10 protein-coding genes are annotated in these 14,079 nt (G+C 49.9%); 6 read left to right on the forward strand and 4 right to left on the reverse strand.

Annotated features, from left to right (window positions below):
- Positions 1 to 298 precede the first annotated feature (298 nt).
- Positions 299 to 1,363, reverse strand: coding sequence for a sensor histidine kinase (locus G604_RS0106630; protein ID WP_028909890.1), 1,065 nt, complete (start codon positions 1,361 to 1,363; stop codon positions 299 to 301).
- The gene (locus tag G604_RS0106635; RefSeq protein ID WP_028909891.1) at positions 1,360 to 2,034 is read right to left on the reverse strand and encodes a response regulator transcription factor; all 675 of its coding nucleotides are present in this window, start codon (positions 2,032 to 2,034) and stop codon (positions 1,360 to 1,362) included. Before G604_RS0106635 ends, G604_RS0106630 begins: the two co-directional genes overlap by 4 nt.
- A gap of 196 nt (positions 2,035 to 2,230) precedes the next feature.
- Here G604_RS0106635 and G604_RS0106640 point away from each other — a divergent pair, with 196 nt between their 5' ends.
- The 6 genes from G604_RS0106640 to G604_RS0106665 all read left to right on the forward strand — a co-directional run bounded on the left by G604_RS0106640 (position 2,231) and on the right by G604_RS0106665 (position 10,531).
- Complete coding sequence (locus tag G604_RS0106640) at positions 2,231 to 3,502, forward strand: TolC family protein (protein WP_081657691.1); 1,272 nt, start codon at positions 2,231 to 2,233, stop codon at positions 3,500 to 3,502.
- A 12-nt stretch (positions 3,503 to 3,514) separates the two neighbouring features.
- Positions 3,515 to 4,396, forward strand: a complete 882-nt coding sequence (locus G604_RS0106645; RefSeq protein WP_196801097.1) for an efflux RND transporter periplasmic adaptor subunit — start codon at positions 3,515 to 3,517, stop codon at positions 4,394 to 4,396.
- A 3-nt stretch (positions 4,397 to 4,399) separates the two neighbouring features.
- The gene (locus G604_RS13745) at positions 4,400 to 7,522 is read left to right on the forward strand and encodes an efflux RND transporter permease subunit (RefSeq protein WP_028909894.1); all 3,123 of its coding nucleotides are present in this window, start codon (positions 4,400 to 4,402) and stop codon (positions 7,520 to 7,522) included.
- A 3-nt stretch (positions 7,523 to 7,525) separates the two neighbouring features.
- The gene (locus tag G604_RS13750; RefSeq protein ID WP_028909895.1) at positions 7,526 to 8,785 is read left to right on the forward strand and encodes a phosphatase PAP2 family protein; all 1,260 of its coding nucleotides are present in this window, start codon (positions 7,526 to 7,528) and stop codon (positions 8,783 to 8,785) included.
- A gap of 138 nt (positions 8,786 to 8,923) precedes the next feature.
- Positions 8,924 to 9,904, forward strand: a complete 981-nt coding sequence (locus G604_RS0106660; RefSeq protein ID WP_028909896.1) for an Rpn family recombination-promoting nuclease/putative transposase — start codon at positions 8,924 to 8,926, stop codon at positions 9,902 to 9,904.
- 60 nt (positions 9,905 to 9,964) lie between these two features.
- Positions 9,965 to 10,531 (forward strand): GNAT family N-acetyltransferase, encoded by a 567-nt coding sequence (locus G604_RS0106665; RefSeq protein ID WP_028909897.1) that lies wholly within the window; start codon positions 9,965 to 9,967, stop codon positions 10,529 to 10,531.
- A 568-nt stretch (positions 10,532 to 11,099) separates the two neighbouring features.
- On the opposite strand, the gene G604_RS0106670 is transcribed toward G604_RS0106665, so the two are convergent.
- On the reverse strand, positions 11,100 to 12,731 hold the full coding sequence (locus tag G604_RS0106670) for a fimbrillin family protein (RefSeq protein ID WP_155941874.1): 1,632 nt from the start codon (positions 12,729 to 12,731) through the stop codon (positions 11,100 to 11,102).
- 29 nt (positions 12,732 to 12,760) lie between these two features.
- A complete protein-coding gene (locus G604_RS0106675; protein ID WP_036904818.1) occupies positions 12,761 to 14,056 on the reverse strand; it encodes a fimbrillin family protein in 1,296 nt (431 codons plus the stop codon).
- Between the last annotated feature and the right edge of the window lie 23 nt (positions 14,057 to 14,079).

Below are 14,079 nucleotides of genomic sequence, written 5' to 3' on the forward strand. Positions count from 1 at the left end.
CAGGGTGAATATCCATACTCGAAGTATTGAGTCGTAAAACCTTCATGTGATTGACAGGTTTCCTTCTTGTACTACTTTCTTTCTGTCTTATGTAATCTTTTCAAAGAACTCTTTCTCAGTGCTTTATCCTCATTCACTCCGCATGAAGCAGTGTACTTGTTTTCAAAAGCGAGTGCAAAGGTATTGACTTTTTTCCAAACCTCCAAATATTTCGGAAAGAAAATTCAAGAAAAATGCAATATTTTTGAAATATGCCATTTACACCTATTATTATATATAGGGATCGAAAAGTGAAAAATCATGTCCGTACGAAGCGGATGATGAAATGATGCTGTTGAGAAAGATATTGATAATTAATCTGCCAATGATGATAATCACAGATACTCTTCACAATAGCCAGTCCGAGACCATTGCCTTTCTGTGTTAACTTACTCCGATAAAAACGGGAGAATATCTTTTGTCTGTCAAGAGGTCCTTCCGTGGAAGTATTCGCGACATCGAGACAGCCATCCTTCAGTTGGATCGTGATCGCTCCCCCATCATCACTATGACGGATGGCATTGACGACGAGATTGTTCAACAGACTCTCGAGCAACACTTCATTGCAGTCCACCATCATCTGAGAGCTTTCATGGACAAAATCCAATTGCCTCCCGACGCAGAGATTCTCCCACAGCGGCAGTAACGCGTTGATTTTCTCCACAAGATTCACTTTTGTCCCTTGCCGGTACTGGTTGTTCTCAATTTTAGAAAGCAAAAGTAAGTTACGGCTCAAGCGGGACATCTGCCGCAGTTCCACATAGATATTCTGCAAGGCAGCAGCCTGCTTCGGTGTCAACGTTGGATCCTGCTGAAGATTATCGATCTCCACCATTGCCACAGCCAGAGGTGTCTGCAACTCATGCGACGCATTCTCCGTAAACTCTTTCTGCACCTGGTAGCTGTTGGCGCTTTCCGTCATCATCTTTGTGAGGATGGCATTCAACTGTTGAAACTCCTTGACGTTCGTCTCAGGGAGAACCGGTATCTGCCCGTTCTCCACCTTAAACGACGCTATACGGTCGAGGGTTACACGGAAAGGATGCCACAGCCGTTGCGGGACATGCTGCATAACAAACAGCATAGCCAACATGATGACGATCACAATGACGAAGAATTGGATGAACATACCCGTGAGCGTGTCCCTCTGCAAGTCGAGATGAGGATTCTGAATACCATTCTCGTGAATGATACGAATCAGATCCTCAGCATAATAACTCGTTGTGATATAATAGAGTACAGGAGTGACAAGGACGAGTAAGACAAGCAGACTGCCGATAATTCTTACGCCGAGCTGACGGATGAGTGTGGTAGATTTTCTCATACTTTCCATTGATAACCAGTGGCATAAATTGTCTTCAGACAGTCGGGGGCGCCGGCTTTCGCCAGTTTGGCCTTGAGATTCTTGATATGGCTGTAGACGAAATCGAAGTTATTCATCATATCGGCCATCTCCCCACTGAGATGTTCGGCGATAGCCATCTTTGACAGCACCTTACCCTCATTACTAATAAAGAAGAGCAGCAATTCATATTCCGAATGTGTCAGTGTGACGGGCGTCCCTTTCACGGTGACCTCCTTATCGAGAAGGTTGATGACCACGCCATTCGACTCCAACTGGTTATGTGCCTTGAAATCTTTCCGACGGATCAAGGCATAGATCCGCATCGACAGCTCCGGCAAGGCGAATGGTTTCGGCAGATAATCATCGGCACCAATCCGCAAGCCCTTCAACTTATCATCAAGGGAATCTTTGGCAGAGATAATGATCACGCCCGTACCATTATTCTTAGAACGGATACTCTTCAGAATATCGAGGCCATCACCGCCGGGGAGCATGAGGTCCAACAGGACACAGTCATAGTCATAACTGCCCGACATCATCTTTGCCTGACTGAAGTTGAAGGCCTGCTCACAGAGATATCCCTGCGTAGAGAGGTAGTCCTTAATATTATCGGACAACCGATGCTCATCTTCTATTATCAATACTTTCATATTTTGAAATAACGACATCATTTGAAGATTATTTTAAACTTGCGACAAAAATATCGCTACATTTTGTAGACAATTTGGATAACACACAAGATGTTGAAAAAGTCGTCGAAATTAGTCGAAATCTCCCAAAAGTATTCAAAATCCCTCTCTAATTTTGCCGCAAAAACAAGTAGAACATGACAAAAAACAGAATGTGATGAAAAGACTATTATTGTTATTGTTTTTAGGATATGTCCTCGGCGCCAACGCCCAGCGCAGCCTCGACGACTTTCTGCATCAAGCCGTCTTGACAAGTCCGATGATCAAGACGAGCAAACAGTCGAAACTCCTCAACGAACAGGAACAGCTGCGCTTGAAAGCGCTGTACACCCATGCCCGTTGGGAGCTGACGGGCGATTTGCTCTTTGTCCCAATTCTCTCCACCGATAATGGCAAGACCCGTTTCAAGGCCGATGCCCAGAGTGCCGGAGATTATTACGGCTATGACCTCGGACAGAGCAGCAGTCATCTCAATGCCGGCATCCAGGTCATACAACCACTGACGGGACAATATGCTTACCGCAATTCACAGAAAATACTCAGTATCCAGGATGCGCTCTCCGACGACAATATTCAACTGACGACCCATGAGCTGCAACGCCAGGTCACCGAACAATATCTCCTCTGTCTCCTAGACCAACAGAATGTTGCCCTCTGTCATACGATCGACAGTCTCCTTCTCCGACAAGAGAGTACCGTACGTGCCCTGTCCCGTCAAGGCCTTGTCAGTCCAACCGATGTCCATCTCCTGGAAATCGAGCGAAAAAACAATGCTGACCAACGCCTCACTGCCCTTCAGGACTATGAGAACCATTACGCCGACTTGAATGTACTCTGTGGTACCCATGACACCCTGCCCCTTGCCCCCGTCACCCTCACCCTTACCGCTCCTACGAACCAGCCTTCCGCCTTTCTCCATCAATACCAACTGAAGAAACAAGAGGCAGAAGCACAATATCAGTCCTGTCTCGATGCCTACCGTCCGCAACTCTCTTTCTATGCTGACGCCGGCAGTCAGACAGGTACCTATCTCGACTTCTACAAACGGTGGGGCGTCTCGGCCGGTCTTCATCTCTCATGGACACTCCAGGACGGACAACAGCTGAAGCGCCGTCGCCGTGAGATGGAAATTTCCCGAGAGACCCTTGACTACCAACAGCATTTCGTTGATCAGCAACGGCAGACCCGCCTGCGCCAACTGCTGCAACTCATGAAGACGCAGGACAAGCGAATCCGCCAGACCGACGAGCAGATCCGCAGCTACCGTGTCCTTCTCTCCGACTACGAGAAAGAGATGATGGTCGGTCGTCGTTCCGTCATTGATCAGTTGAAAGTATTCCGCGATTTCCATCAAGCATGTACCCAGCGGAATCTTTTGAATATCAACAAACAAATACAAATCAACACTTATCATTATTGGAACTGGTAACATCACATGATTATGAATAAATATCTCTTTGCCCTGATTCTGCCCCTCCTCGCCGGTTGTGGCAGCAGCCAACAGCCTCAGCCAGAACCGACACCCTCTACGGCTGTCACCACGACGACGATCCATCAGGGAGCCATCAGCCAACAAATCACACTGCAGGCTCAGACCGATTATCTCCATCAGATCACACTGACGGCTCCCGTCACAGGATATATCCGCGCCCTCCCCGTTCGTCCCGACGATATGGTCCGCCGCGGCTCTCTTCTCTTTACCATGGTCAGTGCCGAACAGCAGGCCCTCGGCGTTGCCACGACGCCCCTCTCCGTCCATGCCTCCTGTCAGGGACTCGTGAGCAGCGTATTGCCGCAGGTCGGCAGCTTTGTCACCGAGGGCTCTCCCGTCTGTATCATCACGGATCTCAACAGCCTTGTCTTTAAGGTGAAAGTCCCCAGCGACTACAGCCGACAGATTCACACGGGCAGCCACGGCCTTCTCATCCTCCCCGACGGCCGACGCAGCAGTATCGTCCTCTCCCGTCCGCTCATGGAGATGAACACCGACGATCAGACCGTAGCCTATGTCGCCCGTGCCTCCGTCGGCTTCCTCCCCGCAGGCCTCACGGCACAGGTGATCTTCACCATTGGCAGTACATCAGGCCAGCACCAGGTATTGCCGAAAGAGGCCGTTCAGAGTGATGCCAACCTCTCCTCTTTCTGGGTTATGGTCGCTGCCAACGACACGACGGCCACACGCGTACCCGTGACAATCGGCAATCAGAACCGCGATGAGGTAGAGATTCTCTCACCGCATTTCTCGCCGTCGACGCGTATCATTGTTCAAGGAGCCTATGGCCTTGACGACCAGGCACGAATCCGACTTTCAGAAGGGAGGTGAGTCATGAAGAAACTGAAAACATCATGGTATCAGCTTTTCCAAAAGCCGATCCTCTTCATCGGCGTTTTCCTTTTGCTCATGGGAATCTACAGTTATACGAACATGACGAAAGGCCTCTTCCCGGAAGTAGAGTTCCCGCGCATCACCCTCATCGCCGATGCGGGCCAGCAGCCTGTAGACCGAATGATGATCACGGTGACAAAGCCATTGGAGAGTGCCGTCAAGAAAGTGCCGGGCGTTACGCTCGTAAAGAGTACGACGAGTCGAGGCAGCAGTCAGATTGACGTCTTCTTTCAGTGGGGCGGTGACATCTACGCCAAGAAGGCGCAGCTGGAGAGTCGTGTCAACGAGATCAAGACCTTCCTTCCCGCCGGGACCGTTATCTCCACGGAGGTGATGAACCAGAGTCTCTACCCTGTCTACGGCTATACGCTGAAGAGCAAGACCCACAGTCAGATCGAGATGCGCGATGTTGCCAACCTCATCGTCCGTCCCCTCTTCTCCCAGGTAGATGGTATCAGTAATGTCGTCGTACAAGGCGGTAAGGCCAAAGAGTTTGTCATCATCCCTGACGCGCAGAAGATGTCGACATTAGGCATTACGCCCAAAGCCATCAAGGATGCCTTTCTGAAGACGAACTTCATCACGTCTTCAGGACAGGTTGCCGGATACCAGCGTCTGTACCTCACGCTCACCGATACCCGTATCAATAATCTCCAGCAATTGGACAGTACGATCATCCGCGGGAGTCAGAACCGCTGTGTCCGTCTCTCGGATATCGCGCGCGTAGAAGTGCAGAACCAACAGGAATTCATCAAGATCAACTCCGATGGCGACGAGGCTGTCATTATCGACCTCGTGAAGCAGCCCGGTGTCAACTTGCTGACATTCGCCAAGAATGTGGAAGCCGAAAAGAAAGAAGTGGACAAAGCGCTGCCGCCCGGTTATGAGCTGAAGCCTTATTACAACCAGAGCAAGTTTGTCGGCGACAGTATCAACAGTACCATCCGCACAATCATCGAAGGCCTCGTCCTCGCTGTCATCGTCATGATCATCGCCCTTCGCTCCTGGCGTGCGAGCACCGCGGTGATCCTCTCCATCCCCGTAACGTTCTGCTTCAGCATCTTCCTCGTCTCCCTCGCCGGGATCAGTATCAACGTCATGTCACTTGGTGCCATCGCCGCCTCTGTGGGTCTCGTCCTCGACGATGCCGTCGTGATCATCGAACAGATCTACCGGGAACAAGAAGAATATCCCGACAAGAGTCGCCTTGATGTGGTGAAAGATGCTATCCATAACCTCTTCCCGGCCATGGTAGCGTCCTCGCTCTCAACGATCGTCGTCTATTTCCCCTTCCGACTGATGAGTGGCCTCGCGGGAAGTTTCTTCTCCGACCTAGCGACGACGATGGAGCTGACGCTTATCGCCTCCTTCTTCGTGACATGGATCCTCCTGCCGACCATCTATCTGACACTGACGAAAGGCAAGGTTTTCAAGCCTCATCATCAATGGGACAGTAAGGAAGCCATGGAGAAAGATGCCATTCAGAAAGTTCACTTCCTCACATGGGCTTACCGCCGTCCCGCCATCGCGATTATCTTCGTCGCTCTGATTATCACGGGGGCATGGCTCTCCTACTCTCATCTGCAGACGGGATTTCTCCCGGACCTTGATGAGGGTTCAATCGTGCTAGACTATCATTCACCGGCAGGCACGAACCTCGAAGAGACCGACCGGCTATGCCGACAGATGGAGAAGATCATCATGGCTCATCCGGAGGTAGCCACCTACACACGTCGTACAGCCTTCGGTATGTCGTTCAGCGTGAAGCCCACGAACTATGGTGATTACCTCATCCAGTTGAAGCCGAACCATAAGGAGACGACGCCACAAGTGATCAGTGATCTCCGTCAACAGATCACAGCCAAAGTACCAATCATGACCATTGATTTCGGCCAGCGTATCACGGACTTGCTCGGTGACTTGATGAGTACGGCGCAGCCTATCGAAGTGAAGATTTTCGGTGATGACTATACGCAGTTGCAACATCTTGCCGCCCAGGCGGAGACGATTATGAAGCAGACTCCCGGCGTGACGGATATCGATGACGGCCTCGTCCCCGCCGGTTCGTCGATTGTCTTTCATCCCGACGCCCAGCGCCTCCAACAGTACGGCATCAGTCTCGACGATTTCTCCGAACAACTGTCGTGCTATATCGGTGGTGTTCCCTTGAGTCAGCCCGATAATGTCATTGAACCGGACCCGTCGCAGGCAGCGATGACTGGCGGACTGCAGATCGGCTCTATACAAGACGGAGAACAGATGCGGCGAGTCCTCCTGCGCTTTGTCAACTACAGTGATAATGATCCCGAGAAGATCATGCACCAGCCTATCTTCCTTCCCGACGGTACGACACGCCCCGTGAGCTTCTTCGCCTGGCGGGAGGTGATTCCCGGCGAGATTGAGCAGAAACGTGAGAACCTGAAGAGCGATATCACGCTGACGGCACGCCTCGACCAACGCGACCTCGGCACTACCGTCGCCGACTTGCAACAGCGGTTCAACAAGAGTCTCCATCTGCCACAAGGCTATACGCTCCAGTTCGGCGGCGCCTACGCCCAGCAACAGCAGTCGTTCCAAGAGTTGGCCATGATCCTCGGTCTCGCTGCCCTGCTCGTATTCACCGTTCTGCTTTTCCTGATCCGTAAATGGGTGATATCAGCCGGCATCCTTATCCTCGCCGTCATGGGACTCTGCGGCAGCCTCATCGCTCTCGGCATCACGAATACGCCACTAAACGTGAGCAGTTATACGGGTATGATCATGGTTGTCGGTATCATCGCCGAGAATGCCATTTTCACGCTCAACCAGTATGACATGAACCGGAAAGCCGGCGGCAGCGTCAGTGAGGCTGTCGATTACGCCATTGCGCTGCGTATCCGTCCGAAGCTGATGACGGCTATCAGCGCCATCCTCGCCCTCATGCCACTGGCCCTTGGCTTCGGCCTTGGCGCACAGATGCAACAACCACTGGCTATTGCCGTCATCGGCGGCTTCTGTGTTGCCCTGCCCTTGTTACTCGTCGTTCTGCCGACGATCATGTTGAAAGTGAATAAAGACCAATAATAAATGAAAAGAACGAATATTTTCTTCCTCCTGTTGGCGGCAGTCCTTCCCCTGCACGCCCAGAAGGACAGCACAACAGTCCACGTCGACTCTATCCCTCTGCGTGATACGGCAGCCGTCAAGGAGCCGCTCATTGACAAAATCACGGACTCACGACTCTTCCAGACAACTTATGTCGGTGTGCCGCTGATCGTCGGCGGCCTCATTGAGAAGCACCAGGATAAGAAGTTCCGGACGTTGCGCAACGACTTCCTGCCGGAGTTCAAGCGTCCGTTCGACAACTATCTGCAGTTTCTTCCCGCCGCCGTCATGGTCGGACTGAAGGCGGCAGGCGTGAAGAGCCGCAGCTCTTGGGGCCGCATGCTCGCCACCGATGCCATTGCCACCGCGATGATGGCGACAGCCGTACAGACCACGAAACATCTCACGACGGTCTACCGTCCTGACGGCAGTGACAGTCACAGCTTTCCATCGGGCCATACGGCGACGGCATTCATGGTGGCGACCATGCTCAGTAAGGAATACGGCTACCTCAGTCCGTGGGTGAGTGTCGGTGCTTACGGTGTTGCCGCGACGACGGGCCTCATGCGTATTGCCAACAACAAGCACTGGCTCAGCGACGTCATGGTCGGTGCCGGCGTGGGAATCCTATCTACGGAGATGGCCTACTGGATTACGGATGCAATCTATAAAAATAAAGGCAGAAACACTCTGCCTACCGATGGCAGACGGGAACAGTTCGGCATCGGCAATCCGTCGTTCCTCAGTCTCTATGCCGGTTTCAACCTTCCATTAAGTCATTACGACCTCAATGAGAAAACGGTATTTCAAACGGCTACGGGAACGACGATGGGACTGGAAGGGGCTTGGTTTTTCACGCCTTATATCGGTATCGGCGGACAAGGTTCGATTTCTAACTTACGATATATCATCAACGACACAGAAGCCGCTGACAATACCATAGACTTCTATCAGTTGATGGCCGGTCCTTATTTCTCCCTTCCTCTCTCCCGCCGCTGGAGTGTTGGCAGCAAGCTCGTCGGTGGAAGGATCATGTATCCTTCCAAGACCATCGGCGATGTCCATCTCGGTCATCGCCGTGGCTGGACTTGCGGCACGGGTGTCAGCATCGATTATCAGGTACATCAACATCTCCAAGCCAGTCTCTTTCTCAACTATAATCTGCAGGCGCCGCAGAGTAAGGACAGCGGGGAATACATGCACATCATGACGCTCGGCGCGAAAATCGGCGTGAGGTTTTAGACGGAGCATGATAAATCATGTCCCTACGTTTTCGGATCATGATAAATCCTGTCCCTACGTTAAGAAAACGATAAAAAAGGTATCTCTTTTCTTGCTGTTTTCAAAGAAAAAAACTATCTTTGCAAAAAATAGTGGCGTATGGGAAAGTTTGTCAATCCTTTTACAGACATTGGATTCAAGCGAATCTTTGGTCAGGAAGTTTCAAAACCTCTTCTGCTTGATTTTCTGAATAATCTCTTGAAGGGAGAAAGGACGATCACGGATCTTCGTTTCCTGGATAAGGAACAACCGGCAGATTATCGTGAAGACCGTTCACTTATCTATGACATCTTCTGTATGACGGATACCGGAGAGAAGATTATCGTAGAGATGCAGAACAAGGAACAGCCCCATTTCGCCGACCGCTGTCTGTACTATTATTCTCAGGCTGTCTCTCGGCAAGGAGAAAAGGGAGCTGACTGGGACTATCATATCAATGCCGTTTATTTAGTAGCTTTCGTAAACTTCCATATGGACGGTCTAGGAGATAACTTCCGTACGGATGTCGTGCTGATGAACAAACAGCTAAATGAAGTGTTCTCTGACAAGGAACGGTTTATTTTTCTTCAGCTCCCTGTCTTCCATAAAGAAGCCGAGGAGTGTAATGATGATTTCGAACGTTGGATTTATGTCTTGAAGAATATGGAAATATTAGATAGAATGCCGTGGGTTGCCAAAGATTCTGTCTTCCGTAAGTTGGCAGAAATTGGTGAAGTGAGTAATATGACGAAGGATGAGCGTATCAAGTATGATGCTGCTCTGCGTCATTATCGCGATACACTGAATGTCATGCGTGGGGCCGAAAACAAAGGACATCAGCAAGGATTGATAGAAGGCTTGCAAAAAGGAAGACAGCAAGGCTTAACCGAAGGAAGACAGCAAGGCTTAACCGAAGGAAGACAGCAAGGTTTGACCGAAGGAAGACAGCAAGGTTTGACTGAAGGAAGACAGCAAGGCTTAACTGAAGGAAGAAAGCAAGCGATTCTTCTGACAGCCAAAAACCTCTTTGCGATGGGGTTGTCCAAGGAACAGATCGCCAAAGCTACAGGATTGAGTCTGACAGATCTTGAAAAGCTATAACGGCAATCGTAGGGACATGATTCATCATGTTCCGCCTCTCCACAATAACATACAACAAAAATGAAGATACAACAAGCGAAGAAAGAGCAGGCGCATGAGATCGCGCTGCTCATCATGGAGGCCATGAACCATGAATGTTGTCGGAACTTTGCCGGTCCCGAACATACTCTTGAGGACTTTGAACGTCTGATGACGGAGCTCGTCAGTCGTGACGACAGCCAGTATAGTTACCGCAACACCCTCGTGGCCGTCAGCGATGACGGCGATCTTATGGGCGCTGTCGTCAGCTATGACGGTGGCAAGCTCCATGAACTCCGCCGTCCGTTCATTGACGGGGCCCGGGAGTCTTTTGGCATCGATTACAGTGACATGGATGATGAGACGGAACCGGGAGAACTGTATGTTGACAGTCTCTGCACAAAGTCCGACTACCGTGGTCACGGCGTCGCCTCTGCCTTGCTGAAAGCCTGCGCCGAAAAAGCCAAAGCGTTGAAGATTCCCCGTGTCGGCCTTCTCGTTGACAACGGCAATCCAAAGGCCGAGCGCCTCTACACCCATGTCGGGTTCCGTTATAAGAACGATGCAAAATGGGGCGGGCACGCGATGAAACATTTGGTGAGGGAATAGATCCTCTTGCAGGGTGCGGTCAGATAGGTTTAGGGGCACTCTGCAAGAGAACCAAAACAGTCAATCCTAGTTCCCGCTGACTGAAAATTGACACTAAAAATCCATCGTTTCCAACTCCCATTCTAGAAAGAGGAGACTCGTAAATGTCATTCAGAAATGACAATCTTGCCACTTTGCGAGGCTATCTTACAGAGATAATTTTATAAACACGTTGTTTAGAAAATTATCTCCGTAAGATATTTTCGTAAATGACATACTTATTCTCGAAAAAGACCATAGATTTTTGCATAATTATCAGCAATACCGAACCGTAATGTATCATTATACGAATAATTATACAGGATAATTCACCACAAAAACAAGCAAAAATTCTATCTCATTGTATTCCAACCAGATAGCAAGTATGCCCATTTCTCGCATATTTACGGACAGATGACAAGGTTGTGATTATCGTGCGAATCTCAGACAACTAGAATAGGATAAAATAAAGGAAAACATGGCGGCCACCAACATAGCAACAAAAAAAAAGGCGGCCATAAGACCGCCCCTATATAGATGTTATACGTTATCAGAATGCCAAGATGGGAAAATATCCAATAGGATCCGAAGAGGTCGTACTTCCCATAAGCTGGTTCGTATCAATTTTGAAAGAAAAGCCATAATTACTTCCTGCTTTCGCCCAGGAAGCTGTCGTAAAGCAATATTTATTACTATTAGTGACAAACTGATAATATCCCTCTCCAAGATTTTCGAAAGCCTTCTTCAAGGACGCTTGCACCCCCGTGGCAGTCACTGATGTGATAAACGTTTCTTTTTCTTGACTTGCCAAATTGATGTCTGTGCCTCCACCAGCAATATTGAGTTGATTGAGGATGGCGTACAACTGAGCACCGACAGGTAAGAACCACCCGGAGTTTGGTGATGTCGTTTTATCATTTGTCAATGGAGCCAGTTCGTTGAACTTGTTAATAAGGGAAGAGCCCGTAAAGTCTGTTAGATTTTTAAAGAGCTGCACATCTGCAAGATCCTTCGTACGTTGGATACCATCTTTATCAGACAAGACATCGTAATAATTTTGAATCTGTGGGGCCTTTGTTGTGAAAGCATCGGTCACCTTTGCATTAGTACCACTTAGATTTACCGTATAAGGCTTTCCACAGATCACCAACGCATGACTATATCCGTCCATCAATGGATTATCTGAATTGGCAATATAGCCTACCAGTCCGATGGGCTTATAATTGGTATTCAGTGTGCCGGCATGCGTCATGGCTCCATTTTCATAAAAGATGTCACCTATACGCATCTGATATACCTGCTCTTTTCCGCCAACTACATGGTCGGTATAGTGACCCTTGGTCTTGACAAAGTAATTGACGGAATAAGTAGTTCCATCCGCAGAGACCTGAAGTTGCGAGGTAACATTCGGCTTGACGATGTAACGGTATTTGTTCTGATAAAGACAAGGCTTCACATCACCAGACAGCTTATAATCCGGCCACATCACGAACGAATAAGTCTTATCGACCCTGTAGGTGACTGGGCTCAACGTAGTCAGACAAAGGCCCATCTCATGATTCATCGTGAAACTCATCGTGTAGCCATCAGCATCCGTAGGCAGCGTGCCTTTGGCGACCATGAGATCGGAGGCATTGTAGTCTTCCATTTTCGTTTGATCGGTCTTCGGCGTCCACTTGTCAATCAGTGTGGCAAAGAACTTCTCGGCCTTGGCTTGGTCTGTCGTCAGAGAAGCGTCCGTGGCAGCCGTAGCGTCTACAGCGCTGCTCATATCCGTAGCACCCGTGAGCGTCTTGAACGCATCATCGCTGATATATGGATAATAAGCGAAGTAAGTGGCGTTGGCGTCATACTGGATCGTATTGCTGGCATTCCACAAACTACCATCATTGATATAGCAGACATTGGACTTCGTCACCTTTCCGTCTTTCACCTCAAAAATACCAATCTGGTCATTCATCGTGAAGTCGGTGCCAAGGCCGTCATCACCCGTAGGCATCGCGCGCGACGTCACCTTGGACGCCTTACTGTTCTGGCCGTCGAAGCCGCCATCCTTCACACTGATGGTTAGAGTCTTGCTCATGCTGTCGCCACTCATGGTGTCTTCCGTGGAACAGCCTGCGAGAGTCATCGTCATAGCCAACGCTACGGCGAGACCAGTAAAAACATGTTTCTTATTCATTATCTTTCGTCGTTAAAGGTTTATATTTCCTAGTGATAAATGGTTTTTCCCTCTTTCTGCCAGTTGGTCTCAGAAGGATTACTCGTGGAAGTATTGCTGATTTGGTCGAGCTGCCACTGTTCTACAATACCCGTTGTACCTGTAATGCCGCCCGATTTCCAGGAAGTAGCATCGAGCTTCGTACCCGTTACGCCTCCCGAATCCCAGGTAGTGGCATCGCTCTTCGTACCCGTATCGATCTTCCCCGACCAGTCCGTAGCGGAACCTGTTGTTCCGGTCTTAGTGCCGCCTTGCCACAACGTCACCGTAATATATTTCGTATCATTACCGATCTCTTTTTCCTTTTCGTCCCAGTTATTGGCGCTGACGAGCACCAAAAGCTGATTGTCGTCCAGAAGTTTGAGATGGAAGGTATAGCGAAAACCGGGCAAAAGCTGCAGATCCTTGTCAGCGTTGTATACATACTTGTATGTTTTATCACCAACAGTCACCGAAAACAAGGTATTCCCTTTTGCGAAGGTCTGCGGGATGACCACGGCCTCATAACAGCCTACATACCCCTCCGTAGCAGGCTTTGTCGTCGTCGCAGGAATCACCACACTCTTCGTAACGTCCGTAGAAGCATAGGAGCCGAAGAGTTCCCGTGAGCCGGTGCTCGTCGTCAGGCCTGACGAAGCGGAGAATGTCGCTGCCGTGATCATCGGCGCGTCCGTCGTGCCCACAGCCTCCGACGTGATAGCATGGTTGTCGGGATCATCGGCGACAATCAGGAAGGACAGCAGACTCAACTGATGACAGAACAGCAGGCAATAGTCATCCGGCAGCGGATACTGGTAAGCGACCGTCGTAGCCGGACAGTAGAGGAAATCACTGCCGGAAACGCCATCCTTACTCTGATCGGCAGCGACAGCAATCTTTGTGCCGTCGGGCGCTGTCGACTGATAGCCTCCCGTTGCCCTTGGCAGATACCAGGCCGTACAGGTACGGACCGGCTCATTCGGCGAGCGGAAGAAGAACGGCTCTTCCGATGCGTTAGATATTTTCAGCATATCCGATGACGCGTCTGGCGTATAGGCTTTCACGATGTCATACTTCGTACCGTCAACAGCCGTCGATACCATACGGATAGCCAGTTTCTCCGTTCCCTGCCACGTCTCCGCAGACGTGGAAGTGGCTTTGCTCGTCGTGGTGATCTGCGTGTGGAGTGTCGATGCTGCTAGTGGAATAGTTTTCGGGAAATCCTTGGCATTCTCCCCATCGTCCGTCGAAGAGGAGCAGGCGGCCAAAAGGGGAATTATCAAACTGACATAGATAAGTTTATGCATTGGTTTGGTTATTTCATATATCC

Origin of the sequence: Prevotella sp. AGR2160 (assembly GCF_000424185.1) — a bacterium.
In the GTDB taxonomy this organism is placed as follows: Bacteria; Bacteroidota; Bacteroidia; order Bacteroidales; family Bacteroidaceae; genus Prevotella.

Bases quoted from the DNA above. Each gene is read 5' to 3' on its own strand.
- G604_RS0106670 (WP_155941874.1), bottom strand. From the start codon at position 12,731: ATGAATAAGAAACATGTTTTTACTGGTCTCGCCGTAGCGTTGGCTATG.
- G604_RS0106645 (WP_196801097.1), top strand. From the start codon at position 3,515: ATGAATAAATATCTCTTTGCCCTGATTCTGCCCCTCCTCGCCGGTTGT.
- G604_RS0106660 (WP_028909896.1), top strand. From the start codon at position 8,924: ATGGGAAAGTTTGTCAATCCTTTTACAGACATTGGATTCAAGCGAATC.
- G604_RS13750 (WP_028909895.1), top strand. From the start codon at position 7,526: ATGAAAAGAACGAATATTTTCTTCCTCCTGTTGGCGGCAGTCCTTCCC.
- G604_RS0106640 (WP_081657691.1), top strand. From the start codon at position 2,231: ATGAAAAGACTATTATTGTTATTGTTTTTAGGATATGTCCTCGGCGCC.
- G604_RS13745 (WP_028909894.1), top strand. From the start codon at position 4,400: ATGAAGAAACTGAAAACATCATGGTATCAGCTTTTCCAAAAGCCGATC.
- G604_RS0106630 (WP_028909890.1), bottom strand. From the start codon at position 1,363: ATGAGAAAATCTACCACACTCATCCGTCAGCTCGGCGTAAGAATTATC.
- G604_RS0106665 (WP_028909897.1), top strand. From the start codon at position 9,965: ATGAAGATACAACAAGCGAAGAAAGAGCAGGCGCATGAGATCGCGCTG.
- G604_RS0106675 (WP_036904818.1), bottom strand. From the start codon at position 14,056: ATGCATAAACTTATCTATGTCAGTTTGATAATTCCCCTTTTGGCCGCC.
- G604_RS0106635 (WP_028909891.1), bottom strand. From the start codon at position 2,034: ATGAAAGTATTGATAATAGAAGATGAGCATCGGTTGTCCGATAATATT.